Source organism: Paraplanobispora siamensis, from assembly GCF_016863175.1.
Lineage (GTDB): Bacteria > Actinomycetota > Actinomycetes > Streptosporangiales > Streptosporangiaceae > Planobispora > Planobispora siamensis.
The window spans coordinates 176,365-200,722 of the sequence record NZ_BOOJ01000030.1 but is presented as its reverse complement, the minus strand read 5'-3'; the positions used below and the strand labels follow the sequence as shown (position 1 = coordinate 200,722).

Annotated in this window: 23 protein-coding genes; 5 read left to right on the top strand and 18 right to left on the bottom strand. The window is 72.2% G+C overall.

What is annotated here, in order from left to right; all coding sequences use genetic code 11:
- Positions 1-173: 173 nt before the first annotated feature.
- From Psi01_RS44575 to Psi01_RS18405, 3 genes are all read right to left on the bottom strand, one after another.
- Positions 174-248 (bottom strand): AbrB/MazE/SpoVT family DNA-binding domain-containing protein, encoded by a 75-nt coding sequence (locus Psi01_RS44575; protein WP_373872504.1) that lies wholly within the window; start codon positions 246-248, stop codon positions 174-176.
- 125 nt (positions 249-373) lie between these two features.
- Positions 374-760: an SCO5389 family protein gene (locus tag Psi01_RS18410; RefSeq protein WP_204065256.1), complete on the bottom strand. Its 387-nt coding sequence runs from the start codon at positions 758-760 to the stop codon at positions 374-376.
- 61 nt (positions 761-821) lie between these two features.
- The gene (locus Psi01_RS18405; RefSeq protein WP_204065255.1) at positions 822-1,790 is read right to left on the bottom strand and encodes an ATP-binding protein; all 969 of its coding nucleotides are present in this window, start codon (positions 1,788-1,790) and stop codon (positions 822-824) included.
- Positions 1,791-2,005: 215 nt separating this feature from the next.
- On the opposite strand from Psi01_RS18405, the gene Psi01_RS18400 reads away from it, so the two are divergent.
- Together Psi01_RS18400 and Psi01_RS18395 are read left to right on the top strand one after the other, a co-directional pair.
- Positions 2,006-2,548, top strand: a complete 543-nt coding sequence (locus tag Psi01_RS18400) for a TetR/AcrR family transcriptional regulator (protein ID WP_204065254.1) — start codon at positions 2,006-2,008, stop codon at positions 2,546-2,548.
- A gap of 2 nt (positions 2,549-2,550) precedes the next feature.
- Positions 2,551-3,030, top strand: coding sequence for a DUF2867 domain-containing protein (locus Psi01_RS18395; protein WP_204065253.1), 480 nt, complete (start codon positions 2,551-2,553; stop codon positions 3,028-3,030).
- Between the two features lie 7 nt (positions 3,031-3,037).
- Here Psi01_RS18395 and Psi01_RS18390 read toward each other — a convergent pair whose 3' ends face one another.
- The 6 genes from Psi01_RS18390 to Psi01_RS18365 all read right to left on the bottom strand — a co-directional run bounded on the left by Psi01_RS18390 (position 3,038) and on the right by Psi01_RS18365 (position 10,156).
- Positions 3,038-4,621: an LCP family glycopolymer transferase gene (locus Psi01_RS18390; protein ID WP_204065252.1), complete on the bottom strand. Its 1,584-nt coding sequence runs from the start codon at positions 4,619-4,621 to the stop codon at positions 3,038-3,040.
- Positions 4,622-4,743: 122 nt separating this feature from the next.
- The gene (locus Psi01_RS18385; protein ID WP_204065251.1) at positions 4,744-5,685 is read right to left on the bottom strand and encodes an NAD-dependent epimerase/dehydratase family protein; all 942 of its coding nucleotides are present in this window, start codon (positions 5,683-5,685) and stop codon (positions 4,744-4,746) included.
- On the bottom strand, positions 5,682-7,160 hold the full coding sequence (locus Psi01_RS18380) for a class I adenylate-forming enzyme family protein (protein ID WP_204065250.1): 1,479 nt from the start codon (positions 7,158-7,160) through the stop codon (positions 5,682-5,684). The genes Psi01_RS18385 and Psi01_RS18380 overlap by 4 nt, the downstream gene beginning before the upstream one ends.
- A 31-nt stretch (positions 7,161-7,191) precedes the next feature.
- Positions 7,192-8,418: a cytochrome P450 gene (locus tag Psi01_RS18375; protein WP_204065249.1), complete on the bottom strand. Its 1,227-nt coding sequence runs from the start codon at positions 8,416-8,418 to the stop codon at positions 7,192-7,194.
- Positions 8,415-9,161 carry a glycosyltransferase family 2 protein gene (locus Psi01_RS18370; protein WP_239127813.1) on the bottom strand — a complete coding sequence of 249 codons (747 nt, stop codon included), beginning with the start codon at positions 9,159-9,161 and terminating at the stop codon, positions 8,415-8,417. The genes Psi01_RS18375 and Psi01_RS18370 overlap by 4 nt, the downstream gene beginning before the upstream one ends.
- Positions 9,161-10,156: a 3-oxoacyl-ACP synthase III family protein gene (locus tag Psi01_RS18365; RefSeq protein ID WP_204065248.1), complete on the bottom strand. Its 996-nt coding sequence runs from the start codon at positions 10,154-10,156 to the stop codon at positions 9,161-9,163. The genes Psi01_RS18370 and Psi01_RS18365 overlap by 1 nt, the downstream gene beginning before the upstream one ends.
- Positions 10,157-10,380: 224 nt before the next feature.
- Here Psi01_RS18365 and Psi01_RS18360 point away from each other — a divergent pair, with 224 nt between their 5' ends.
- Entirely contained in the window at positions 10,381-11,832 is a 1,452-nt protein-coding gene (locus Psi01_RS18360; protein WP_204065247.1) for an MFS transporter, read from the top strand.
- Positions 11,833-11,901: 69 nt separating this feature from the next.
- On the opposite strand, the gene Psi01_RS18355 is transcribed toward Psi01_RS18360, so the two are convergent.
- Positions 11,902-13,302, bottom strand: a complete 1,401-nt coding sequence (locus Psi01_RS18355; protein ID WP_204065246.1) for an LCP family protein — start codon at positions 13,300-13,302, stop codon at positions 11,902-11,904.
- A gap of 207 nt (positions 13,303-13,509) precedes the next feature.
- Between Psi01_RS18355 and Psi01_RS18350 the strand changes: the two genes are divergently transcribed.
- On the top strand, positions 13,510-13,959 hold the full coding sequence (locus tag Psi01_RS18350) for a GNAT family N-acetyltransferase (RefSeq protein WP_204065245.1): 450 nt from the start codon (positions 13,510-13,512) through the stop codon (positions 13,957-13,959).
- A 28-nt stretch (positions 13,960-13,987) separates the two neighbouring features.
- Here the strand turns inward: Psi01_RS18350 and Psi01_RS18345 are convergent, their stop codons facing one another.
- From Psi01_RS18345 to Psi01_RS18320, 6 genes are all read right to left on the bottom strand, one after another.
- Positions 13,988-14,794: a glycoside hydrolase family 16 protein gene (locus tag Psi01_RS18345; RefSeq protein WP_204065244.1), complete on the bottom strand. Its 807-nt coding sequence runs from the start codon at positions 14,792-14,794 to the stop codon at positions 13,988-13,990.
- Between the two features lie 33 nt (positions 14,795-14,827).
- Positions 14,828-15,589: a hypothetical protein gene (locus Psi01_RS18340; protein WP_204065243.1), complete on the bottom strand. Its 762-nt coding sequence runs from the start codon at positions 15,587-15,589 to the stop codon at positions 14,828-14,830.
- Positions 15,589-16,449, bottom strand: coding sequence for a MinD/ParA family ATP-binding protein (locus Psi01_RS18335; protein WP_239127812.1), 861 nt, complete (start codon positions 16,447-16,449; stop codon positions 15,589-15,591). Before Psi01_RS18335 ends, Psi01_RS18340 begins: the two co-directional genes overlap by 1 nt.
- A gap of 299 nt (positions 16,450-16,748) precedes the next feature.
- Positions 16,749-18,773 carry a hypothetical protein gene (locus Psi01_RS18330; protein ID WP_204065242.1) on the bottom strand — a complete coding sequence of 675 codons (2,025 nt, stop codon included), beginning with the start codon at positions 18,771-18,773 and terminating at the stop codon, positions 16,749-16,751.
- A gap of 56 nt (positions 18,774-18,829) precedes the next feature.
- Entirely contained in the window at positions 18,830-20,989 is a 2,160-nt protein-coding gene (locus Psi01_RS18325; protein ID WP_204065241.1) for a hypothetical protein, read from the bottom strand.
- A 28-nt stretch (positions 20,990-21,017) separates the two neighbouring features.
- Positions 21,018-22,208 carry a DUF8094 domain-containing protein gene (locus Psi01_RS18320; RefSeq protein ID WP_204065240.1) on the bottom strand — a complete coding sequence of 397 codons (1,191 nt, stop codon included), beginning with the start codon at positions 22,206-22,208 and terminating at the stop codon, positions 21,018-21,020.
- A 318-nt stretch (positions 22,209-22,526) separates the two neighbouring features.
- On the opposite strand from Psi01_RS18320, the gene Psi01_RS18315 reads away from it, so the two are divergent.
- Positions 22,527-23,153: a hypothetical protein gene (locus Psi01_RS18315; RefSeq protein ID WP_204065239.1), complete on the top strand. Its 627-nt coding sequence runs from the start codon at positions 22,527-22,529 to the stop codon at positions 23,151-23,153.
- 87 nt (positions 23,154-23,240) lie between these two features.
- Here the strand turns inward: Psi01_RS18315 and Psi01_RS18310 are convergent, their stop codons facing one another.
- Positions 23,241-23,579 (bottom strand): STAS domain-containing protein, encoded by a 339-nt coding sequence (locus Psi01_RS18310; RefSeq protein WP_204065238.1) that lies wholly within the window; start codon positions 23,577-23,579, stop codon positions 23,241-23,243.
- Positions 23,580-23,637: 58 nt separating this feature from the next.
- The gene (locus Psi01_RS18305; protein ID WP_204065237.1) at positions 23,638-24,288 is read right to left on the bottom strand and encodes a GAF and ANTAR domain-containing protein; all 651 of its coding nucleotides are present in this window, start codon (positions 24,286-24,288) and stop codon (positions 23,638-23,640) included.
- Positions 24,289-24,358: the final 70 nt, after the last annotated feature.

The window sequence follows — 24,358 nt, the reverse complement described above, 5'->3', positions numbered from 1 at the left end:
GGAGTGATCAGCTCGATGGTCGGGAAGCGGGTCCGGTGGCGAGCCACGTCCCGGGTGATCAGGCGATACTTTCACGCGGCCGCATGAGCACCGATGTAGAAGTCCGGCCGGCGGGAGACGGGGTGGAGATGGGTTCTACTCGCCACGGAGTAGCTCCATGAGCTCGTCGGTGCTCATCCTTCGGAGATCCCGTACTTCTCGCGAAGATGGGCGGGGACCGTCACCTGCCCTTTGCTGTTGGCCCGCATTTCTTATTCACCTGTTCGAGTGGTCATGTATTGCTCCTACTACCCGATACTGAGCTCGTCCCCGGTTCCGGAAGATCGAAGGGCGCGGGTTCACGGCCCGCGCCCTGAAGGAAATGCGAGGTCGGCTAGCAGTCGACGAGTTCGGGTGACTGGTTGAGGATCTGGGACCTGGCGGTGACGAACTCGGCGTGAGCCGCGGTGGCGGCCGGGTCGAAGACCGCGACCCGGTGGCAGTTCTGGAAGGCCAGCTTCACTCCGAAGTGGCGCTCCAGGGCGCCGCGCATGGAGTCGCTGGCCAGGCAGCGCAGGAGCTGGCCGCGGGCGGTCTCGTCCGGCGGGGGGACGGTGTTGTCGGCGAACTCGGCGCCGGTGAGCGTCCTCTGCCTGACCAGCTCGCTGATCACCGACCAGGCGTAGGGCAGCGAGTCGCGGACGCAGGCGACGAACGCCGCGTCGTCCACCTCACCGGCCTTCGCCTGGTCGAGAAGATCGTTCGAAACGGTCAGCGACATGCTGCGTTCTCCTCTCAGAAGGGGTCGTTCAGACACTAGAGCGGGGATTTCGATCTTCCAGCTAGCGCTGGGGGGACACTCGTGTGGGCCCGAAGACGAAGTCCGGATCCACCTGGGCGGCGAGGTCCTCGCCGGTGGCCCGGTTCGCCCAGGCCCGCGCGTTGCGCAGGTGGAACTCCACGGCCTGGCGGCCGAACCGCTCCCAGTCCTTCTCCCGGCCGTCGAGGTGCTTCAGCAGGACGGCCAGGGCCTCGGCGTTGGCCGGCTCCAGGTCGTCCAGGGTGAACGGGCGGCCCTGCTCCATGGCCCGCACGGCGGCCGAGTGCTCCAGACAGACCAGCAGGTCGTCGCCGACGTGCTCGCGCAGGAAGGCGACGTCGCCCGGGCCGTGGACCTTGTTGCCGACGACCGCGAGGGGTACGTCGTAGTCGGCGGCGTACTCGCGGTACTGCCGGTAGACGCCGACGCCCTGCCGGGTCGGCTCGGCCACCAGGAAGGTCATGTCGAAGCGGGTGAACAGGCCGGAGGCGAAGGAGTCGGCCCCGGCGGTCATGTCCACCACGACGTATTCGCCGTGGCCGTCCACGAGGTGGTTGAGGTAGAGCTCCACCGCGCCGACCTTGGAGTGGTAGCACGCCACACCGAGGTCGTCCTCGCTGAACGGGCCGGTGACCATCAGCCGCAGGCCCTCGGGGGTGGTGGCGGAGAACCGGGACTGGATCGGGTCGTCGGCCGGGTCGAGGCTCAGCAGCCGGGAGCCGCGGCCGGGCGGGGTGGTCTTGACCATGGCGGCGGCCGAGCCGATCCGGGGGTTGTCGCCGCGCAGGAACTCCTTGATCTCGGTCAGGTGGGAGCCCAGCGGAGGGGGCAGTTCGCCCTCCTCCAGGCCCAGCGCCATGCCGAGGTGCTGGTTGATGTCGGCGTCGACGGCGACGACCGGCCCGTCCTGGCGTGCCGCCGTGTGCCTGGCGAACAGCGCCGACAGGGTCGTCTTGCCGCTGCCGCCCTTCCCGACGAATGCCACTCTCACGACGCGATCCAATCTGATTATGAAAATCATTGCAACTTCTGCGCGTGACCATGATGCCACGGGGCGGGGCGGAGGGACGGCCGTACGGGAAAAAGCGAGGGCGCGTGTCGCGGGCCGTACGGCCAAAGACTCGCTGTCTCCCGGTTCACCTGCGGAAACGCGCGTCCGGGGAGGGCGGTGGCGGAACATACCAAACCGTATGGCATGGTTCTCTCATGGCCACCAAGCAGGACTGGCTGGACGAAGGGCTCGTGATCCTGGCGAGTCTGGGAGCGCCGGCGCTGACGATCGAGCTGCTCTGCGAACGCCTCGGGCTGACCAAGGGCTCCTTCTACCACCACTTCCGGGGCATGCCGGGCTACCGGACCGCGCTGCTCGACCACTTCGAGGCCAGGTTCACCACGAGCCTCATCGACGTCGTCGAGTCGGAGCCGCACCTGCCGGCCGCGGTACGGCTGGAGCGGCTGATCGACCTGGTCGGCCGCACCGGTGACTCCGCGGACCTGGAGGTCGCGGTGCGGGCCTGGGCCCAGCAGGACGAGCAGGCACGGGAGGTCCAGGAGCGGGTGGACCGGCGCAGGACGGAGTACCTGCGCGTGTTGTGGGAGCAGCGCGGCGGCGAGGAGCCGGACACGATGGCGCGGCTGCTCTATCTGATCCTCGTCGGCGCCGGCCACATGGTGCCGCCGCTGACGTTCAAGGAAATCCGCGAGGTCTACGACCTGGCCTTGCGTCCCTACGCCTCCGACAAGGAGTGATCATGGTGATCCCCCGGCTCCGCGCGCTGACCGAGGACGCGGACCACGTCGACGTCAAGACCGTCGAGGGCGACGTCTCACTCAGGGAGTTCCTGGCCGGCTTCATCTCCTACGAACCCGGCTGGATGCGCCTGCTCTACCGGATCCGCGCGGGGTTCGTGCGCCTGCTGGGCATGCGCCAGGGCGAACTGCCGTCGGCGCGGGGGACCCGGCCCGAGGAGATCCCGTTCACGCCCGGCGGCAAGCTGGCCTTCTTCACCGTGACCGAGGCGGAGGAGGACCGGTACTTCGTGGCGGGGGCCACCGAGTCGCACCTCACCGCGTGGCTCGCGGTGGTCGCCGAGCCGGGCCGCTTCCGGGTCGTCACCATCGTGAAGTACCACCGCTGGACCGGGCCGGTCTACTTCAACGTGATCCGCCCCTTCCACCACCTGGTGGTCACGCGCATGGCCAGGGCCGGGGCCAGGGGAGTGCCCGCCTGAGGGGTCGTCAGGCGCAGGCGTCGTCGAGGGTGACGGTCTCCTGCGGTGAGGCCGCCGGGCTGCCCGAGAGGGCCGGATCCGTCTCCGGTGACCCCTCTGAAGGTGATCCCTCTGAAGATGATCCCTCTGAAGGGGACTCCTGTGAGGGGGACTCACCCGAAGGGGACCCGCTCGGAGGCGACTCTCCCGAAGGGGACTGCTCCGAAGGGGACTCCTCTGAAGGGGACTGCTCCGAAGGTGAACCCGGCGACCCCGCCGAAGGCGAGTCCGCGGCCATGTTCCCGCGCGGGGCGGTCCCCGGCCCGGCGGGCTCGTCCGTCAGGGCCGCGGTCACCTTCCGCCGGATCAGGCGGTAGTCGGGATCGGCGGTGCTGATCAGCGGCGGGACGAACTGGAGGCTCTCGATCTTCGCGGTCTTCACCTTGCCGGCCAGGGTGATCAGATCGGGCAGCAGCTCGCGGGGGACGTCGGTGGAGACCGCGCTCGCGGCGGCCTCGGCCAGCCGCTCGAAGCTCCTGATCACCGTCACCGGGTCGGCCTGCTTGGCGACGGCGTTCATCAGGCACTTCTGGCGGCCCATGCGGACGTAGTCGTCGCTGTAGGTGCGGGACCTGCCGTACCAGAGCGCCTCCTCGCCCGAGAGCCTGCGCGTGCCCGCCTCGATCAGGCCCTCGTTGTGCCTGCCGTACACGATCGGGTCGCGTACGGTGACCCGCACCCCGCCCATCGCGTCGATGATCCTGGCGAAGCCCCGCATGTCGACCATCGCGTAGTAGACGACCTCGATCCCGAGGATGTCCCCGACCGTCCGCTTCAGCAGTGCGGGACCCCGTCTGCCGTCGGCCGTGCCGGGGACCATCTCGGGGTGGTCCTCGGCGTACTGCCAGACCTCGTTGAGCAGGCCCGGCGTGCCGGGCGGCTCGCCGCCGAAGCCGTAGGGGAAGCGGTCGCGCGCCGGGCCGGCCGGCAGCGGGACGTGCTCCAGGTTGCGCGGCACGCCGAACAGCACGGTGGCGCCGGTGCGGGTGTCGACGCTCGCCACGGTCATGCTGTCGGTGCGCACGCCGAACCGGCCGGGCGCCGAGTCCGCGCCGACCAGCAGGATGCCGAGCCGGTCGCGCCCGCCCCACGGGTCGGCGGTGACGGGGGTGGAGCTGGTGGTGAACATCGAGTTCACCACCTTCTGGGAGACGTAGGCGAGCCGGGTGGCGTAGGCCACCGGGACGACCAGCAGCACGCACAGCAGCGCGACCGCGACGGCCGACAGACGGCGCGCGGCCCCGGTCAGCGGCCTGGGCCGGACGAGCTGGTAGGAGCGGATGACCACGAGCACGGTGGCGAGGGCGAAGGACGTCCCCAGCGATCCGAAGAACCACAACCATCCGGGCTGCACGGCCAGGGCGGCCAGGAACGGGCCCGCCGTGAGCAGCATGGTGATCCCCACGGCCATGAGCGTCAGGTGGAGGGCCATCAGGAACGCGCCCGTCCGGTGACGTCCAGCCCGCAGGTGCGCCAATCCCCACAGCACGGCCGAACCGAACGTGAACGCCAAACTCACCCCGACGCCGCCGCGGGCCCCCTTACCCGTCATCTGTGCTACATCCCCCGGTGCGCCGACCCCTATGTCACACGCCAGTGACGACCTGGGAAAATTCCGACCGGCCGACCGGCCGACCGACCGGCCGACCATACGACGCGCGGGGGACGGGACCGTCACCAGCCGGCGGCGCCCGCGAACGACGTCGCCTCGGGCCGGTAGCCGAGGACCTCCCTGGCGGCGGTGATGTCCAGCGTGCGCTCCACGGCCAGATGTCCGGCGGCGTAGCGGGTCAGCCGGGGAGGATCGGCCCGCCCGAGCAGCCTGAAGGCCGTCTCGGTCACGGCGGCGGCGGGTTCCACGAGCCGCAGCGGCAGATAGTACGGCGTGGCGGCGATGTCCCTCTCCTTCAGGATCGCGCGCAGGGCGTCGTCCAGGACGACCGGCTCGGCGTCGGTCACGTTGAAGACGCCGCGCAGCGGGGCGCCGGTCGCGGGCGCCGCGGCGGCCAGCAGGCAGGCCCGGACCAGGTTGCCGACCGAGGTCAGGCTGATCCGCTGCCGTCCGTCGCCCACGGCCAGGAGCCTGCCGCCCCTGACCGCGCCCAGCACCCGGGGCAGCAGCGTGGTGTCCCCCCTGCCGTAGACGGCGTGCGGGCGCAGGACGACCGCCCCGCCCGGCGCCCGCGCCGCGGCCCCCTCCGCCGCCGCCTTGGAGGCGCCGTAGGCGTTGACGTAACGCGTGACGGGCGCCTGGTCCTCCGTCGCCATCACGGTCGGCCGGAAGGGGTCGTAGACGCTGGCCGTGCTGACGTGCACGAACCGCGCCCCGGTGAACGCCCGCACCGCGTTGCGGGTCCCGGCCACGTTGGCCGCCCAGATCTCCGCCGGCCGCCCCCAGTCCGTGACGCTGCCCGCGCAGTGGACCACCGCGTCCACCTCCGGCCGCTCGGGCCACCGTCCGAGGAGGTCCCACGACCGGTACGGCGCGCCGCCGACGTGCCCCGGATCCACCTGAGCCCGCCTGCCGAAGGCGTGCACCTCCCACCCCCGGACCCGGGCCTCCCGGCACACGGCCCCGCCCACGAAGCCCGACGCCCCCGTCACCGCGATCCTCATCGGCGGGCCACCAGGTCGCGCAGGGCGGCGCGGTCGAGCTTGTCGGCGCGGCCCGAACGCGGCAGGGCGTCCAGGCGGACGACGCGGTCGGGCAGGGCCCCGGCGTCGACGATCTCGGGCAGGGCCTTGGACAGGAGGGTCTCGTCGTAGCCGGAGTCGGGCACGACGGCCAGGACGACCTCCTCGTCCCCGGTGTCCGGGTCGGCCAGGCCGACGATCGCGGCCTCGGCGACGCCGGGCAGCGCGGTGATCGCGGGCTCGTAGAGGCCCGGATAGATGTTGAACCCGTCGCGCAGGATCATGTCCTTCTTGCGGCCGAGCAGGATCAGCCGCCCGTCCTCGATGCGGACCAGGTCACCGGTGGCGACCTCCCGCAGCGGCTCCTCGCCGAGATAGCGCGGGGCGACGTGCGGCCCGGAGACGAACAGCTCCCCGTCGTCGGCGACCCGGACGCCCACTCCGGGCAGCGGCGCCCCGAGCAGGTCTCCCCCGGCGCAGTCCAGTTTCTCCCGCGCCGAGGCGATCGAGATCGGCAGGGCCTCGGTCATCGCGTAGACCGACAGCACCTCGGGACCGGCCTCGATCGCCCGGCGCAGCACCCCGGCGGGCGCGGGCGCCGACCCCAGCAGCAGGTACCTCAACGTCTCCGGCAACCGCGGAGTCTCGCGGAGCAGGCGGTCCAGCCGTACCGGGACGGCGAACGCGTGGGTCGCCCTGCGCTTCGCCAGCTCCTCGGCCGTCGGCCCGCCGCCCGGGAGCGACCAGGTGGCCCCGGCCATCAGCGCGGGCAGCCCGAGCATCAGCTGGTCGGTGTGGACGACGTCCCCGGGGCCCAGCGGGAACGCGTCCCGGAACAGCTCCAGCCCCGCCGCCAGCGACCCCCGGGTGTGCACCACACCTCTCGGGTGGGCGGTGGTCCCCGAGGTGAAGATCACCGCCGCGGGCTGGTCCGCCGAGCTCTCGGGGAGCCCGGCCGGCCGTACGGCTCCGCGCAGGAGGCGGGACAGGCGTACGGCGCCGCTGGGGACGCCGGGGAGCCACGGGCCCGTGTACAGGTGGCGGACGGAGTGGCCGGGTAACGGCCGGCGCAGGTGGGCCAGGAACAGGCCGCGGCGGTGGGCCAGGCCCTGCAGCGGGCCGCTCAGGGAGTACAGGAGCGACTCGGCGACCACCCACGCCGGCCGGGTGGCGGACATCCGGGCGGCCAGCACGCCGGGGGCCAGCCCGGGGTCGGCCAGGACGAGCATCCCGCCCGCGGCCACCGATCCCAGCGCCGTCACGACCGCGTTCACGCCGGGCCGTACGGCGAACAGCACCCCGTCGCCCGGCTTCAGGTCGTCCATGGCGGCGCGGACGGCCTCCACCCGGCGGGCCAGCTCGCCGTAGGCGATCTCGCGGCCCCGGCCGTCGATGATCGCGGTCCGGTCCGGCTCCCGCCCGGCGGTCGCCATGATCCCGGTGATGATGTCGTTCATGCGGGAGGTCCAATCCGCGAGGGCAGGCCGGTCAGGAGGCGGTGATCCACAGGTGCTCGTAGGTGGGGATCAGTACCCCTCTGGCCGCGCGCCGCCGTACGACCCGCACGCGGTGGGACAGCACCACGGACGCCACCGCGCGGATCTCGGCCAGAGCGAGAGGGTAACCGATGCAGAAGTGCGGACCGGCGCCGAACCACAGGTGGCGCAGCTCCGGAGGGTGCGGGCGGGAGGGGTCGAAGGGGCCGTGGGCGCGGGCGCAGTTGTGGGTGACGATCAGCACCCGGTCACCGGGCCGCGCCACCGCACCGCCGGTCCTCCCCGCCCCGCCGGTCGCCGCGCCGATCGCGCCGTCGGGGTGGATCCGCACCGGGGCGGCCACCGAGCGCAGCATCATCGGGGTCGGGGTGGTGACCCGCATCGCCTCGTCGATCACCCGGTCGAGGTCTTCCACGGTGACGCCGTGGTCGTGGACGAGCGCGACCAGGCGGGGCACGAAGGTGGCGACCGTCTCGGTCCCGGTGAGGAAGAACGCCCCGGCCGCGCCCCTGGCCTCGGCCGCCGACAGGCCCAGGGAGCGCATCCGGCCCATGACCGTGGACTCGTCCCCGGCCTCGTAGGCGGCCTGCGCGATGTCCCCGATCCGGTCGAGCACCCGCCGGGCGACCGCCACCTGCCGCTCCGACAGCCGCCGCGAGCGCAGTGAGACCATCGAGACGACCCGCTCCCCCTCGGCGAACAGCTCCCTGGCCCGCTCCTCGGACACCCCGCCCGACTCCAGGCCCAGCCCGATCGTCCGGCAGATCACCGCACCGGCCATCAGCCGCATGGTGTCCACCAGATCGACGGTCTCGCCGCGCGCCAGCCGCGCGTCCAGCGCCTCCAGCGGCTCCTTCAGCACCTGCGCCACCATCGCGGAGACGTAGCCGGGGGTGAACAGCGGCGTCAGCTTCCTGCGCAGCGCCAGGTGCCCGGGTCCCTCCATGTTCAGCAGCACCGACGGCCCCAGCACCGGCGTCCACAGATCGCCCGGCGAGCCGGGCCCGTCCTTGCGGAAGCGCTCGTCGGTCAGTACGGCCCGCGCCACGGCGGTGTCGTTGACCACCACGCCCAGTCCGGGCACCCGCACCACCGGGCCGAACCGGGCCAGCAGGCGCATCAGCGGATAGGCGAAGGGATGCGCGGCGAGATAGAGCCGGGCCTCGTGGTCCGGCCGGCTCCGCCGGGCGCCGGACCGCGGACGGGCGGCGGAGATCATCGCACGTCGACCACGTCGGGACGGTAGCGGTGGTCGGCGTACCAGGCCAGGGTGCCCGCCAGGCCGTAGGCCCGCAGCCGGCGCACGGATCCGAAGACCACCACGTCGCGGCGGGAGCCGTACGCCGAGGTGATCTTCCGGACCCGGTTGACCAGGGCGCGGTCCTCGTGGACCTCCTCGATCGCGGTCCTGGGGAAGCCGTCCGCGCGCCGGTAGAGGTCGGCGGTGATGGCGAGGTTGCAGCCGGGCATCATCACGTACGGGCCCTTGTACAGCGGGTCCCGGTTGCCCGGCCGGAAGCGGCCGAAGGTCGCGGCGACCTGGACCACGAGCGGGATGAACCGCCGCTCCCAGAACTTCAGCGGGAACTCGTCGGTACGCGGCCGGAGCCTGCCGCCGACCATCTCCAGCCCGTCACCGAACGCGCGGCGGATGTTGCGCACCCAGTCGGGACGGGGCAGGCAGTCGGCGTCGGTCCTGGCGATGTGGGTGGCGCCGTTGGCGATGGCGTGGCGCACGCCGGTGTCGGAGGCGGCCCCGGTGCCCTTGCGCGGCTCGGAGATCACCTCCACGCCGTGCCGCCTGACGACCTCGGCGGTGCCGTCGGTGCTCGCGTTGTCCACCACGACCAGGGTGAAGTCCCGGTCGGCCTGCGCCTCCAGCGCCCGCAGCGTGGCCTCGATGCCCGCCGCCTCGTTGTACGCCGGAACGATCACCCAGAGGTTCATCCCATCGAGGTTCATCACATCTCCGCCAACATCACGCCCATGCTGACCCCGCCGCCCAGACCGAGCAGCGCCACCCGGTCCCCGGGCCGCCAGCCGCCCAGCGCGAGCTGGAGCGGGAGCGTCGCCGAGGCGCAGTTGCCGTGCTCGGGCAGGCTGACCACCAGTTTCTCCCTGGGGATGTCCAGCACCTGCGCCAGGAAGTGCAGGTACGGCAGCGCCACCTGGTGCACCGCCACCACGGCGAAGTCGTCCCAGGACAGGCCGGTGCGCTTGAGGGCGGTGAGGAAGATGTCGGGGCCGATCCGCTCGAAGGCCTCCTTCAGCCGCCGGCCGTCGCCGCGGAAGTAGGAGTACTCCGGATCGCGCGGGTGCGCCGAGCCGCCGCCCGGCAGGGTGCCGATCGCCCAGGCCGTGGAGTCGGCCGAGAAGTCGCGGTAGAAGATGCCGCGCTCCTCGTCGGCGGTGACCAGCACGGCCGCCCCGCTGTCCGACAGCGTGTACCCGGCGAAGGAGTCGACGAACTGCGCCCTGTCCCTGACCTGCCAGCGGATCGCCCGCGAGGGGGTCTCGCCGGAGCAGACGAGCACCCGGCGGTGCGCGCCGGACAGGATCAGCGCCTCGGCCACCTGGATGCCGTTGAGCATGCTGTTGCAGGCGTTCTTGACGTCGAAGACCGGGCACGACAGACCGAGCTTGGCCGCCACGATGTGCGCGGTGGCCGGCTCGACCATGTCCTGCGACGCCGAGGCGAAGATCAGCAGGTCGGGGTCGCCGTGGCCGGTCGCGCCGTCCGGGCCGCTCCCGCCGGGAAGGCCGAGCCTGCGCACCGCCTCGACCGCCAGGTCCGACGCCTGCTGGTCGTCGCGCGCCACGTGCCGCAGACGGATGCCCGTCATCCGTTCGACGATCCCCCGGTGGGGAACGTACCCCTCGATCCGGCGCTCGACGTCCGTGCTGGTCAGCGTCCGTTCGGGCAGATACGTCGCGACGCCCGTGATACGGGCTTTCATCGCGCCCCCTCAATCCGGCCAAGTCTCCCGATGCCTGCGCAATGTATAGCCATAAGTGGTGTTTGTCCTAGTCAGCGGGAGCGGAGGGACCGATGGTGAGGAAGTTCTCATCGGTCCGGGAGGGGCATACCCGCGTACCGCGAGTGCGCCACGGCCGGGGATTCCGGGAGGGGCCGCCCTTTTCCCGGGCATGACCAGCTCTTTACCGGGTAGCCGGTGCCGTCATGAGCGAGATCGGGATCGGCACCGTGACGACGAAGGTGCCCGCGCGGCTGGACCGGCTGCCATGGTCACGATGGCACTGGATGATCGTGATCGGTCTCGGAACCGTCTGGATCCTGGACGGCCTCGAAGTCACCATCGTCGGCAACCTCTCGGCCCAGCTGGCCAAGGAGGGCAGCGGCCTGGAGATCACCCAGACCCAGGTCGCCGGTACGGCCGCCGCCCTCTACGTGGCGGGCGCCTGCCTGGGGGCGTTGTTCTTCGGATGGCTGACCGACCGCTTCGGGCGCAAGAAGCTGTTCATCATCACGATGATCGTCTACCTGGTGGCCACGGCGATGACCGCGCTGTCGTTCTCGGCGTGGTGGTTCTTCCTCTTCCGGTTCCTGACCGGGTTCGGCATCGGCGGTGAGTACGCCGCGATCAACTCGGCCATCGACGAGCTCATCCCGAGCCGCTACCGCGGGCGGATCGACATCATCATCAACGGCAGCTACTGGCTCGGCGCGGCCGGCGGCGCGCTGCTGACGGTGCCGCTGCTGAACAACTTCGCGGTGAACATCGGCTGGCGCATCGCCTTCGGCCTGGGCGTGGTGCTCGGCCTGGCGATCCTGCTGGTCCGCAGGCACGTGCCGGAGAGCCCGCGCTGGCTGTTCATCCACGGGCGGGACCGGGAGGCGGAACAGCTGGTCGACGAGATCGAGGAGCGGGTGGAGCAGGAGAAGAACGTCCGCCTGGAGGAGCCCGCCCAGTCGATGACCATCCACCAGCGCAAGTCGATCGGGTTCGGTCAGATCGCGCACACCATGGTCGCCCGCTATCCCCGGCGCACGATCCTCGGCTTCTCCCTCTTCGTCGGGCAGGCGTTCCTCTACAACGCCATCACCTTCGGGTACGCGCAGATCCTGTCGACCTTCTACGGGATCGACACGAACACCGGTTACTTCTTCGCGGTCATCGCGGTCGGGAACTTCCTCGGCCCGCTCCTGCTGGGCCACCTGTTCGACACGGTCGGCCGGGTCCCGATGATCGCCGGAACCTACATCGGATCGGGGGTGCTCCTGCTCGGCACCGCCTGGCTGTTCGCCCAGGGCGCGCTGACCTCGGTCACGCTGACCGCCTGCTGGTGCGTCGTGCTCTTCTTCGCCTCGGCCGGGGCGAGTTCGGCCTACCTCACCGTCAGCGAGATCTTCCCGATGGAGACCCGCGCCATGGCGATCGCGTTCTTCTACGCCATCGGCACCTTCGTCGGCGGCGTCGCCGGTCCGCTCGTCTTCGCCGGCCTGGTCGAGAGCGGGGTGCCCGGGGACACCGCGCTGGCCTTCTCCATCGGCGCGATCCTGATGATCGCGGCGGGGCTGGTGGAGGTGTTCCTCGGGGTCAAGGCCGAGGGCAAGGGCCTGGAGGACATCGCCGAGCCGCTCAGCACCGCCCCCGCCGACGCCTCCCGCTGACCGGCTCCGCCTCTTCGGCCGGCGGCCGCCTCCGCTGACGGGCCCCGCCTCCCCCCGCGGCGGCGCCCGTCAGGCGTTCGCGCAGGAGTCCTGCGTGGCGTCGAAGCCGTTCAGACCGGCGGCGTCGTCCGGGGACAGCTCCCTGAGCCCCTGCCAGTCGTCGCCGATCGTCAGGACCAGCCGCCCGGTCCGGGCGGCCTCGACGAGCCGGCCCCGGGAGGCCAGCAGGTCGCGGGAGAGGGTCGGCGCCTTGGTGGCGCCGTTCGGGGAGTAGGCGATCGTGGTCCTCGCCTGCGGCTTGCGCGGCGCGTCGCCGATCTTGGCGATGTGGTAGCCCCGCTCCTCCAGCTTGGCCGCGACCACCGTGGCCAGGCCGGAGCGCCAGGTCCCGTTGCGCACCTCGATGTGGATCTTCGAGCGCGCCACCTTGGTCTGCCCGCCCCTGACCCCGGCGTCGGCGATCGACTTGTCCCGGGCCACGATGGAGAACAGCCTGCGGCTCTGCGGCTCGACCCACTCCACCTTGCCGGGGTGGACCAGGGAATAGCGCCACGGGGTCGTGATGAAGTGGATCTGCCCGGCGGCCAGGCCCTCGGCGCTGACCGCGAGGTCCTTCATGACGCCCACGGTGAGGCCGGGGTCCGTGGTGACCGACTTGGTGGCCGCGTTGAGGAAGCCGAACAGCCTGGTGGGGTCGGTGAGCGTCTCGCCGCTCATGACCTTCTTGACCATGGAGGCGATGAACATCTGCTGGCGCTGGATGCGCCCGATGTCGGACCCGTCGCCCAGGCTGTAGCGGGCGCGGACGTAGCCGAGTGCCTGCTCGCCCATGAGCGTCTGCCGCCCGGCGGGCAGGTTCAGCAGGGCCTTGGTGTCGTGGATCGGCTCGGGCACGCAGACCTCGACCCCGCCGACCGCGTTGACCATGTCCTTGAAGCCGGTGAAGTCGACCTTCACGAAGTGGTCGATGTGGATGCCGGTCAGCGTCTCGATGGTCTTCCAGGTGCAGGCGATGCCGCCGGAGTTGAACGACTCGTTGATCATGCCGATGTGGGCCTGCTGGCCGGGCAGCCCCTGCCGGGCGCGGCAGGCGGGCAGCTGCACCATCGAGTCGCGGGGGAAGCTGATGACCATCGCGTTGTCCCGCCTGGGGGAGATGTGCGCGAGCATGATCGTGTCGGTCCGCTCCCCGGCGAACCTGCCGTACCTGGCGTTCTTGCCGTCGCGCTGGTCGGAGCCGACGACGAGGACGTTCATCGCCTTGGTGGCGACCTTGACGGGCCGGGTCCCCAGGTCCTCCGAGGTCACCTCGACGTGTTTGACGTTCCCGGTCAGCTTGACGAACGCGCCGACCGCCGTGGCGCTGACCGCCAGGACGACGACCGTGACGACCGCCACCAGCCACCACACCCACCGGCGCCGCCACCGCGGAGCATGCTCCGCCGCCGCGTCGATCGAACCGCTGCTCACGTGACTCCAGAGATGGACGGGCCAGGGTGCTCCCGTTTCTGGGGAGTCGGTTACAGCCGTGGCCGAGTGTACTAATCCCTGATAAGGGTCGGATAAGAACTCCGGCAGGCATATAACGCGTGTCGCACGGCACTGGGGTGACCCTGTTACGATCCGCCGGTGATTACCCGTAATGGTGATGTCGGCGATGTTCAGGCTGTTCTGAGGATGTTTGACAGCGCAGTGGCCTGGCTCACCGAGCAGGGCCGTACCGGTCAGTGGGGAAGCGAGCCGTTCTCCGCCGATCCCGCCCGCGTCGAGCGGATCACCGGGTGGGCGGCCTCCGGGGGGATGCGCATCGCCGAGATCGACGGGGAGCCCGCGGGCTGCGTCGTCCTAGGCGGGCCGATGCCGTACATCGCCCCCGCTCCCGAGCCCGAGCTCTACGTGCAGGCCCTGGTCATCGACCGGCGCTTCCACGGCCGCGGGGTCGGCTCGACCCTTCTGGAGCTGGCCTCGGCCGAGGCCGCCGACCGGGGGATCTCCCTGGTCAGGGTCGACTGCTACGCCGGGGACGACGGCCGGCTGGTGAGGTACTACGAGAGCCAGGGCTTCACCAGGACCGAGCCCTTCACGGTCGGCGAGTGGCCGGGGCAGATCCTGGAGAGGCGTCTCTGAGGCCTCTCCGGGGGCGTCCCGCGCCGAGTCATCCCGTGCTGCCGGAGTCCGTGCCGCCGGAGGACATCGGGTAGATGCGCAGCCAGTCCACCTCCATCCAGGCCTCTCCCGCGCTGCCCCGGCCGGGGAACCAGTCCAGCTGCAGGCAGGCCGACATCGGGCTGTGCGTGGCGTTGGCCGAGCGGAACCACTCCCGCCCGTCGATGTAGCCGACGACGCCCCGCGGGCTGTTCTCCACGGCGTAGGTGTGCCAGGTGGTCATGTCCACCTGGGCGTGGGCCTGTTCCTGTCCCTGCGGGGTGTGCAGGAAGAAGTTCGGCCGCTGCCTCTCCGGGTCGTCGATGACCTCCAGGTAGTCGATCTCCTCGCCGGTGGCGCTGCGCACGTTCCCCCCGCCCTCCTGCGGCCAGAGCAGGGCGACCGGGTGATAGGAGCCGGCGCCCGGATACAGGCGGATGCGGGCCTCCCAGCGTCCGTAGGTCTGCACGTGCCGGCTGGCGAGGCCCGCCGTGGTGCCGTCCGCCATGCCGTACAGGTAGAGCGTCCCCTCGCCCAGGTAGAGCTGCCCGGAGGAGCGGCGGCCGTTGCCCGCGTGACCGGGCGAGTCGTAGAACACCCAGTCCGAGGCCTGCAGGTAGTCGTCGAACTCGGCGCACCAGTCCGGCGCGCCCCAGCCGTGGATCGCGGCGGCGCTGGCGGCGTCGGGCGAGGCGGGGCAGGCCAGGGTGGCCGCGCCGGTGCCCGGGGCCGCGGACGCGGCCGGAGTGATCAGGGCCAGTGCCGCCGCCAGCGCCGCCGCCGGGGCGATGCGCCGCAGGGAGCCGTGTGGGGACATGGGGTCTTCCTCGATCCATGAGCGGGGGGTGGTCTACGGGGGAGTGCCGGTGACGGCCTTCCATCCGGCGGCGGCGAACTCGCGGGTGCCGGGTTCCGCGATCGGGGGCGCGGCCGCGGGCGGGGGGTCGAGCGCGCGGACCCAGTCGCCGTTCCCGCCGCGGACGCCGGGGCGCCAGATCATCTGCATGTTCACGGCGAGCGGGGCGGAGTAGGCCGGGCCGGGCTCGTCGGTCCCCCTGGTCGCGTTCACCCGGACCAGGAGGGAGACGAGCACCTCGTCCCCGGCGCTGTCGTTCCACCGGACGCCGATCGGCTCGGTCCGCAGGGCCGCCCCCGCGGGGGGATCGCCGTCGAGCGGGAGGTCGAGGGTCTCCCGCCAGCCGCGGACGACGGCGCCCGCGTCGTCGCGGGCGGTCGCGCGCCGTTCCGCGGGGGCGTACAGTTCCGCGGCCTGCTCCGCCCGCCAGGCGTCCAGGGTCCAGGAGGCCTCCAGCGCGGCGGCCGCCGCCGAGACCGCCCCGAGCGTGGTCCGCGGGAAGCCGACGGGGTATCCGGCATCGCCGTGGTAGCCGGAGGGCCGGGCGAGTACGACCCAGGAAGGCCCGGAGGACCCGGACGACCCGGCCCCGGACACCGGCGGCGCGCCGGACCCGCGGTCCGGGAGCAGCCACACGCAGAGCGCCGCCGTGAGCGCCCCGGCGACCGCCAGGGCCACGAGGGCGCGCCGCCGGAACGCGCGACCCGGCGGGCCCAGGTCGACGTCCAGGACGGGTCCCTCGACGGCCGGCGGCATCAGCGGCTCCGGGCCGGACGCAGTCCGAAGGCCTGACCGGCCGCGGCGGCCAGGCGCAGGTAGGCGCCCCGGGTGGCGGGCCGCATGCGGGTCAGGTCCACCTCCGCCCCCTCCCTGAGGTGGGGGTCGTACGGCACGCGGACCACCGCGCGGCAGCGGGAGGTGAAGTGCTGCTCCAGCACCTCCAGGTTCACGTCGGACTTCGGCTCCACCGCGTTCAGCACGACGATGGCGTTGTCCGCCAGCGCGGAGTAACCGTGGGCGTTGAGCCAGTCCAGGGTTGCCGCGGCGGAGTTCGCCCCGTCCACGGCGACCAGGGTGACCAGCACGATCTGGTCGGCCAGCTCCAGGGTCGCGCCCATGGCCCCGTGCAGCAGGCCGGTCCCGCAGTCGGTGATGCAGATCGAGTAGTAGCGCTCGATCAGCCCGGCGATCGTGCGGTAGTCGTCCGCGTCGAAGGCCTCGCTGATGGCGGGATCGGTGTCGGAGGCCAGGATCTCCAGCCGGGCAGGGGACTGCGAGGTGAACGCCCGGGCGTCGGAGTAGCGCATGATGCGGGGCGCCTCGGCGAGCATGGTGCGGATGGTCGCGGCGGTCTCGGGCACGACCTTCAGGCCGAGGGTTCCCCGGTCCGGGTTGGCGTCGATGGCGATCACCCGGTCCCCTCGCAGGGAGGCCAGCGTGTTGCCCAGGGCGGCGGTCGTCGTCGTCTTGCCCACCCCGCCCTTGAGGCTCATCACCGCGATCCGGTGGTGCCCGCCGGCGACCGGCGTCTGGGCGTGCGCGATGAGGGTGCGCCGCTCGATCTCCGCCGCCGACTCAGTGGGGGTGATCTTCCCGCCGGAGAGCCGCCAGACCATCCGCCGCCATCCGCCCGAGGGTTCGGGCCGGCGGTTGGTGAGGAGGTTCTCCGCGGTGAGCGGGACCGCCGCGGGCCGTGTCGCGAGTCCGGGTCCGGGTCCGGGATCGGGTCGCGCCGCGGGTCCGGAATCCGGCTGTGCCGCCGGTCCCGGGTCCCGCCGGGGGCCGGGCCCGTCCTGTGGCCCCGGCCCGGGATTCGGCCGGGGGCCGGGCCCGTCCTGCGGCGGGGCGGGTGACGCGGGGGTCCGGGGAGAGGTGTCTGTCACGACCGGGGTCCTTTCGCGGGGCGGGAGGCTGGTCAGCAGGTGCGCCAGCGCACCACCGTGGAGATCGAGTCGTCGGGGCCGTGGAGGGTCATCGGGGCGGTGACGGGGGCGGCGGCGCCGCACCAGTGGCGGACCCGGAGGGCGCGCACGGTGATCACGGCCGTGTCCCCCCGTTTCAGGGTTCCGTCGGCGGGGCTCACGGCCAGGCCGGGGGCGGACAGGCGCCACCGCACCTCGTCTCCCGACACGGAGCTGATGATCATGCTGCCCCTGCCGTACTCGTCCAGGACGACTTCGGCGGGCATGCGCAACCGGGTCGCGAGACCGCCCTCCCCGGCCGCGACACCGGGCGCCGCGACGACGCTCCGCCCGGTGAGGGCGGTGGGCGTGACGCTGCTCGTGGCGGCCCGGGGCAGGGACGAGGGCAGGACCCCGGCTCCGGGCCCGTTCCCCAGCGCGGGCCCCAGGACGTTCATCCCGGTCAGGGTCCCGGCCACTCCCGCGACGGCGACGATGACGACCCGCATGGCGGTGGCCCGGGCCCTGACCCCGGCCAGCGCGAGCGCGTCGGCGAGCCGGGACCCGGAGACCCCGTCACGACGCCGTTCCCGGCCCGGTGTCTCCCAGGAGAGGGGCCGTGTGTCGGGGGTGGGGATCAGACCGGGGATGTCGAGGTTCGCCCGGGCGGGGGTCGCGGGGACCGGGGGATCGGCGGGGACGCTCAGGTCCGCTCCGTCCGCGGGGATGTCGGGCTCCGTCCGGGCCGCCCGAACGGCGGGGATGGCCGGGAGGGTGTCGTCCTCCCGGACAGCGATTTTGCCGACCAGGGCCCGGGGGATGGACGGCAGCGTCTCCTCGTCCCGCCGGGAGACGGAGACCGGGAAGGATCGCACGGGAGGCTCCGGAGGCGCCGCCCTCCCCGGCCCGGGGCCACCCATCGCGTACGGCGCCACCCTGCCCGCGCCGGAACCGCCCATCCCGTGCGGCGCAGCCTTGCCCGCATCGGGGGTGTCCGTGGTGTGCGGTGCCGTTCTGTCGGGGGCGGGACTGTCTATTTCGTACGGCGCCACGCTGCCCTGGCTGGCACCGCCCATTCCGTACGGCCCAGCCTTGCCCGGACCGGGGGTGTCCACCGAGCGTGGCCCGGCCGGGTCGAGGCCGTTCGTCGAGTACGGAGCCGTGCCCCGTCGTGGCCCGGGTGCTCCGGCGGCCGCGGACGTCCGCCTGTCTCCCCGTGCCCCGGGGTCCCCGGGCGGCGGGGAGTCCTCATGGGGCTCCGGGTCCTCGGAGGGTCCGGCCTCTGCGGGTGGACGGGAGTCGCCGGACGGGGGCGTCTCCGCTGCCAGGCGAGGATCGCCGAGCGGCCCGGGGTCCGTGGGCGAACGGGTGCCCGCGGAGAGGAGGGAGGCTGTCAGCCGCCGGACGGTCTCCGGGCTCAGGGAGTGGATCGGCGGGTTGGCGATCATCTGGGGGACCGTGTAGCGGATGTTGATGGGCCGCGTGCACGCCGGACACCGGGTGATGTGAGCCAGCAGGCCGGTGGCGGCGTCGTCGGAGGCGGGCAGCGGGTCCGCCCGCCCGCCGGGGAACGCCGACTCCGCCAGCGGGCGCAGCTCCGGGCAGGGCGCGCGGTCGTGGGCCAGCCCGTCCAGCGCGCTGACCAGCATCTCGATGACGTCCTGGGTCCTGGTCGCGAGCTTGTCGACCTCCTCCACGGACAGGGCGAGGATGTGGGAGAGATCCTCCGGGCTCAGCTCGTGCCGGAACATCAGCCGCAGGGCCTCGGTGCCGAGCGGATCGGCGAGCCGCCATGCCCGCTCGATCAGCACGGCGCCCGGCAGGCCCGGCCCGGTGCCCGGGGCGTACCCATCCCGATGGCCGGGCGCGGTGGAGCAGTCACGCCGGAGTACGGCCAGCAGCCACGCCCGGGCCGAGACGCTCCCGGGGACGGTCCGGACGCCGCACGCCGCGATGACGGAGGCGACCGCCGCGGGCGCCCGGTCCTCGCCGAGGTGGTATCCGGCGTAGTCCAGCAGATGCGCGCCGTGCTCGCTCACCCAGGCCGCCCACTGGCCGGGGCCGGGTGCGGTGCCCCGAGAGGGGACGGGCGGGTTCACGGGCCCGTGTACCCGCCGGTGTCCGGCCGGCCCTCATCCGGCCCCGGCGGCCCCTCTCCCGGTCCCGGCCACTGCCCGTCCGGGGTCGTGGGGACCTCGTCCTGCGCCGGCGGGCTCTCCGCGGTGTCCGGCCGGTCCGTCTCCCGCACCGGCGGCTCGCCGACGGTGTCCGTACGGTCGTCCTGCACGGGCGGGTTCTCGATGGTGTCCGGCCGGTCGGCGTCCAGCTTCGGGCGGTTGTCCCGCACGCGCGGGCGGTCCGTGCCCGGTCTCGGCGGATCCGTCACCACGAGCTCCAGCTCTCGCTCGGGGAGACCGGTGAACTTGGTCCAGTTGCTGATCTCGCCGGGGGCCGGCTCCGCGAGGAGCCAGCGGATGAAGGCGGGCCACTGGCACGAGTCGCGGGGGATGCCGCCCTCGGACGAGGCCGCGCCGCCGCGGGACGAGCGGAACTGGCGGAGTTCGGCGGTGGTGTAGTCACGGCACGCGGGGGTGCCGGGCGGGGCGATGTCGAGGTCCCACACGCCCTCGGCGTCGGTGTAGCGCATGTTCCTGTCCAGCCCCAGGGCCTCGCGGGCGCGCTTGAGCAGCTCGGGGTTCCGGAAGACGGGCAGGGAGGGGTCGTCGTGGACGGAGCCGTCATCGGACGGGGCCGGGGCGGTGGGAGAGTCCTCTCCCGGGTCCGGAGCCTCGGTCTGCTCCGGCTCGGAGCTCTCCGCGGGCGGCGCGGGGGACTCGGCCGAGGTCTCCTCGGGGCCCGGGGCGGGCGGCGCGGAGCTCTCACCGGGGCGCTGGTCGGGCGGCGCGGGGTCGTCGTCGGGGTGCCGGTCGCGCGGCGGAGCCGAGGACTCCCCGGGGCCGGGGGTCGGCGTGACCCGCATCTCCGGCGGGTTCTGGCCGTCTCTGGGCGGCACCGCCGGGCGCAGCGTCCCCACCGAGGGCGGGCCGGGCCGGCCGGTGTCGGCCGGGGGCGGCGAGGCCGTACCGGTGCTCGTCGACGGCGTGGGGACGCCGGAGCTCGCCGAGGCCGTGGGGGTACCGGTGCTCACCGAGGGGGCCGGGTCGCTGACGCTCGCCGACGGTGTCGGAGTGCCGGTGCTCGCCGAGGGCGTCGGAGTCCCCGTGCTCGCCGAGGCCGTCGGGGAGCCGGTGGCGGTGGCGGTGGGCGGCGGGGCTGTGCTGACGCTCACCGTCGGTGTGGGCTTGCCAGGTGGTGGCGGGATCGTACCGGTGACCGTGGGTGTGGGTCTGCCGGGCGGCGGGATCGTACCGGTGACCGTGGGTGTGGGTCTGCCGGGCGGCGGGGACGGGGGCCGGTTGCTCATGGAGGGGCCCGGTACTCCGGCGCTCCGGGACGCGGTCGGGCGGGCGGAGGGGAGAACGGGCTCGTCGGTGATGTCCCCGATGGTGATCTTCGGGGCCGAGGGCTCCACGGGCTTGTTCTCCGGCTTCGCGGACTCCTTCTTCGTCTTCTCCGGAGCGGCCTTCGTCTTCTCCGGGGCGGGCTTGGTCGCCGTCGTGCGCCGCGCGGGCGGAGGCGCGGGGTTCGTCGTCTTCTTCGGCGGCTCGGGAACGGCCTGCTTGGGCGGGCCCGCCGTCTTCTTGGGCGGGGCGGACGACTGCTTCGGCGGGGCGGCCGTCTTCTTGGTCGGTGCGGGCTTTCCGCTGGGGTTGCCCGGGACGAAGGCGGTCAGGACGCCGCCGACCGCGGGCAGGGCGGTGCAGCCGGAGTCGCCCGGGTCGACCGCGCGGCCGTCCGTGGTGACGGTGAGGCAGACCCGGCCGGTCCCACCCGGGGCGGCGGCCGTGTCGCTCTCGTCCCCGGTCCCGGCGGCCTTCTCCTCACCCGAGGCGGTGACCGTCTCGTCCTCATCCGAAGCCGGATCGTCCTCGCCCGGCATCGTGATCGTGCTGCCTTCGTCCGAGCCCGTAAGGGAGAGCGGCGCGTCGGTTTTCTGCGAGGACTGGGAGGTCCGTGCTCCCGCTCCGGCGTTCAGGACGTAGGTGCCCGCGGCGAGCCGTACCGTCTCCGCCTGGTCCGGTTGGGACCGCCCGGATATGACGATTCCCAGCCCGGCGCCGGCTCCGAACACCCCTACCGCGACGGTCGCGGTGACCACGGTCGCCCGCGATGGCCTGCGTGATGGTGCCGTCATGTGAACCTTCCGCTCCTTTCCGGGGACGTCAGGTGCCGTGGCTCTCCAGGACTTCGGACCACTCGCCGAGCACGCGGACCCGTTCACTGGAACCCGCTGGTGGTACATGGGCCACATAGATGCGGCCGTAGGTCGCGCTCGCCGTACGGGCGAACGCCTCGCCGTCGGTGCGGACGGCGGCCGATCCCTTCAACGCGACCTTCGCGCCCGCCCTGCGGGCCTGGCGCAGATCGGTGGACCGGGCGCCGTACCAGATCAGGGCGCCTCCGTCGTCGGTCATCAGCGAGCGCACCGGGCCCTCCGGCCGGAAGGAGAGCGTGAGCCTCCATCCGGCCCGCTCCAGCCGGGCCCGCTCCTGCTGCCAGAACCGTACGGCCCGGTCGGTCCAGGGACCGTCGGCGAAGCGGGGGTCGGGGGTGGCGCTCTCCAGGCTCGCCAGATGGGCCCGGGCGACCTGGCGCGGTGTCGCCAGCAGGCCGGAGGCGTTCTCCGGCAGGCTCGTGGCGTAGCCGCCGGAGTCGGTCGCGACGCCGGGCAACGGTTCCGGCGGCGTGCGGGTGTCGGTGGTGAACGCCGTCGCCCGCCATCCGTCCGGGGTGGCGGTCAGCACCTCGCTGATGCGGGCCACTCCCTTCTGGTGGGAGACGGCCGCGAACCAGCCGGTGGTCCCGCCCGCATCCCGGGGGACCAGCAGCTCCGGCTCGGGCCAGAGACCGGAGACCGGTTTCTCGCCCCGCATGCGGGCGGTCTCGAAGCTCGCCCGCGACATCTCCAGGGCCAGGCCCTGCTCCAGCTCGCCCATGGCGCGGGCGTCCCTCTTGGCCTGGGCGATCGAGAGGTCACGGGCGTAGCGGTCGTGGATGCGCCGTGCCTCCTCGACGGTGATGCGGGAGGGCTGGGACTCCGCCGACGGAGGGACGACCGTCTGCCAGGGCGTCCCGGCGGGGGCGGCGGAGGGGGCGGAGCGGGCGGGTGCGGTCACCGGTTCGGACGAACCGGATACGGCGGCCCATGTCCCCACGCCGCCCGCGACCGCCAGTGCCGCTCCGGACAGGACGACCTTCCGCCATCCGGAGGTGGGCAGACGTTCGGGTTCCCACCTCTCGTCGTCCCGGAAGCCGTCGTGGAAGTCGTCCTGAAAGCCGCGCCCGGCACGGGTGCCGGTGTGCTCAGAGAGCCGGACTGCCTTGTCCGGTGGATCTGATGCATTCTGCGGCATAGATCCAGATATTAGACTGACAGGGATTCTGGTGGAAGGTAAATAAGGGGAGTTATTGACATTTAGGACTTACTCCATCTAAATGGCATGAATAGGGAAATGTGGCCCGGCCGAAAAGCGATATAGGGAACTCCGTTGCGATGGTGAGTCCGTTGTCGGGACTTCTCTGGAGAGCTTTCGGATGCGAGGGTCCGTAGATCATCCGAAGGTGATTTATTCACTTCCGGGTGCGAATGAACGGCCGCTGTCCGGCTTATTGACATGAAATCCAATCACATTTGCATACCGTTCACCCGGACCGAGGGGATGTGACGGCGAATGCCCTCTGGATCACGTACACCGCGCCGTCTGCTGGTACGGCAGGCCGTCTCCGTGGTGGCGGCGACGCTCCTGGTCGTCTATCTCATCCTGGTGCCGCTCGGGTTCGTCGAGCAGGACCACCGGCTGTCGACACCGGAGATCGTGCTCGCGGTGGCGATCATCGTGCTGTCGCAGTACTCGATCGAGGACCTGACGGTCGACGCGAGCGGGGCGAGCAGGATCCGTTTGCGCCGCATCGAGAGCCGCCAGCGGGCCATCGAGTCCGACATCAAGGTCATGCAGGTGGCGCTGTCGGGCATCGTGACCAAGCACGAGCTCCGGCACCTGCGGGGACTGGACTCCGACGGACCCTTCGACGTGCAGTACTCCAACCACATGGTCAGGGAACTGGAGCGGCTGGACGCCATGCGGTTCGTGGTCCCGGTGCAGAAGGCGGGGATCAACGCCATCCGCAGGGACCACGAGGCGCCCGACGACAGGTTCAACCTCCAGGACTACGTCCGGATCACCAACCGCGGCCGGGAGTATCTGAAGCTCCTCGACGCGGTCGCCGCCCAGGGCGACCAGACCTGGCTGGACGACATCGCGCCCCAGGAGGGCGAACCCTCCCGGCCGGCCGTATGACGGAGACGACCCCGGTCCGCGACCGGGATCGTCCCCGCCTCGGGCTGAGGCCCGCATGTCATCCGTGGTGTTCGGCGCCGCCGGATCTCATCCCGCCGGTATCGCCCCTCTGCCGGAGGGCAGCAGGGTGAAGACCTGGTCAACGCAGGCAGCGCGCAGCAGGAGCTGGATCGGCCTGCTGGGAGCGATGATGGCCAGATCGCCCCCGCGGAAGCGGGTGGCGGTCCGGACATGGAGGAGAGCCGCTATACCGGTGAAATCCATGAATGTCACCTGCGACAGCTTCACTACCAGCCTCGGTCCGCGTTGTTCGACCACGGTGAGGAGGAAGTCCTGGAGATCGAGCGCCGTCTCGGTGTCGATCTCACCTGCGACGTCCACTACGACACGATCGGTACGCGCACGCACGTTGAAGCGCAAATTCACAACGGTTTCCGTCTGTAAAGCAGAGTCGTCAGCGCGCTTTTGTGCTGCGCGGGGTTGTCTACCCCGTCTCCTCGGGCCGAACCCTCTCCTCCGTTTTCTGCCCGAGATCCCGGTTGATGAGCATACGGGCGACCTCCCGGAGCTTGAGATGGGAGTTCTGGGACGTCCTGCGCAGCTCGGCGAACGCCTCGTCGGCGTCGCAGGCCAGCGCCTGCATGATCATCCCTTTGGCCTGCTCGATCGGCCAGCGGGAGGCGAGGATCTTGCGCAGTTCCTCGACGGTCCGCTGTCCCCGGTCCCTGACGTCGAAACCGATGCTCAGCAGCGCCGCCTGGCGGGCGAAGGCCGTCGCCAGGGCGCCGTGGGCCGGGCCGGGCACGCCGGGGCGCAGGCCGTACAGGGTGACCGCGGTGGTCGTCCCCTGAAGGGAGGCGACGGCGGCCACGCAGGAGCGCACCCCGCGCCGCGTCATCGCCTCGCAGAAGCCGGGCCAGCGGCTCTCGCGCAGGGCGTCGGCCACGTGGAGGGGCGCGTCATGGGCCAGGGCGTCCCAGGTGGGGCCCTCGTGAAGCTCCAGTTCGAGTTCGGCGATCTCTCCCAGCTCCGGGTACGAGGCGACCAGCAGGGGGTCGTTCCCGGCGTGCAGCACCGTGGCCGACGCGCCGCACACTCCAGCCACCGAGGCGGCCTGCAGCGTGAGAGCGCTCAACGCTCCGGCCGGAGTGTCGTCCGGAGTCTCAAGACCTGACGTTTCCATGACGCGACCTTCGGAATTTTCC

Excerpts from the sequence above, each read along its gene's own strand:
- Psi01_RS18390 (WP_204065252.1), bottom strand. The coding sequence starts at position 4,621 with ATGACGGGTAAGGGGGCCCGCGGCGGCGTCGGGGTGAGTTTGGCGTTC.
- Psi01_RS18365 (WP_204065248.1), bottom strand. The coding sequence starts at position 10,156 with ATGAAAGCCCGTATCACGGGCGTCGCGACGTATCTGCCCGAACGGACG.
- Psi01_RS18315 (WP_204065239.1), top strand. The coding sequence starts at position 22,527 with ATGCCCTCTGGATCACGTACACCGCGCCGTCTGCTGGTACGGCAGGCC.
- Psi01_RS18345 (WP_204065244.1), bottom strand. The coding sequence starts at position 14,794 with ATGTCCCCACACGGCTCCCTGCGGCGCATCGCCCCGGCGGCGGCGCTG.
- Psi01_RS18380 (WP_204065250.1), bottom strand. The coding sequence starts at position 7,160 with ATGAACGACATCATCACCGGGATCATGGCGACCGCCGGGCGGGAGCCG.
- Psi01_RS18340 (WP_204065243.1), bottom strand. The coding sequence starts at position 15,589 with ATGCCGCCGGCCGTCGAGGGACCCGTCCTGGACGTCGACCTGGGCCCG.
- Psi01_RS18325 (WP_204065241.1), bottom strand. The coding sequence starts at position 20,989 with ATGACGGCACCATCACGCAGGCCATCGCGGGCGACCGTGGTCACCGCG.
- Psi01_RS18350 (WP_204065245.1), top strand. The coding sequence starts at position 13,510 with ATGTTTGACAGCGCAGTGGCCTGGCTCACCGAGCAGGGCCGTACCGGT.
- Psi01_RS18335 (WP_239127812.1), bottom strand. The coding sequence starts at position 16,449 with ATGGTCTGGCGGCTCTCCGGCGGGAAGATCACCCCCACTGAGTCGGCG.
- Psi01_RS18360 (WP_204065247.1), top strand. The coding sequence starts at position 10,381 with ATGAGCGAGATCGGGATCGGCACCGTGACGACGAAGGTGCCCGCGCGG.
- Psi01_RS18395 (WP_204065253.1), top strand. The coding sequence starts at position 2,551 with ATGGTGATCCCCCGGCTCCGCGCGCTGACCGAGGACGCGGACCACGTC.
- Psi01_RS18375 (WP_204065249.1), bottom strand. The coding sequence starts at position 8,418 with ATGATCTCCGCCGCCCGTCCGCGGTCCGGCGCCCGGCGGAGCCGGCCG.
- Psi01_RS18410 (WP_204065256.1), bottom strand. The coding sequence starts at position 760 with ATGTCGCTGACCGTTTCGAACGATCTTCTCGACCAGGCGAAGGCCGGT.
- Psi01_RS18320 (WP_204065240.1), bottom strand. The coding sequence starts at position 22,208 with ATGCCGCAGAATGCATCAGATCCACCGGACAAGGCAGTCCGGCTCTCT.
- Psi01_RS18400 (WP_204065254.1), top strand. The coding sequence starts at position 2,006 with ATGGCCACCAAGCAGGACTGGCTGGACGAAGGGCTCGTGATCCTGGCG.
- Psi01_RS18385 (WP_204065251.1), bottom strand. The coding sequence starts at position 5,685 with ATGAGGATCGCGGTGACGGGGGCGTCGGGCTTCGTGGGCGGGGCCGTG.
- Psi01_RS18370 (WP_239127813.1), bottom strand. The coding sequence starts at position 9,161 with ATGAACCTCGATGGGATGAACCTCTGGGTGATCGTTCCGGCGTACAAC.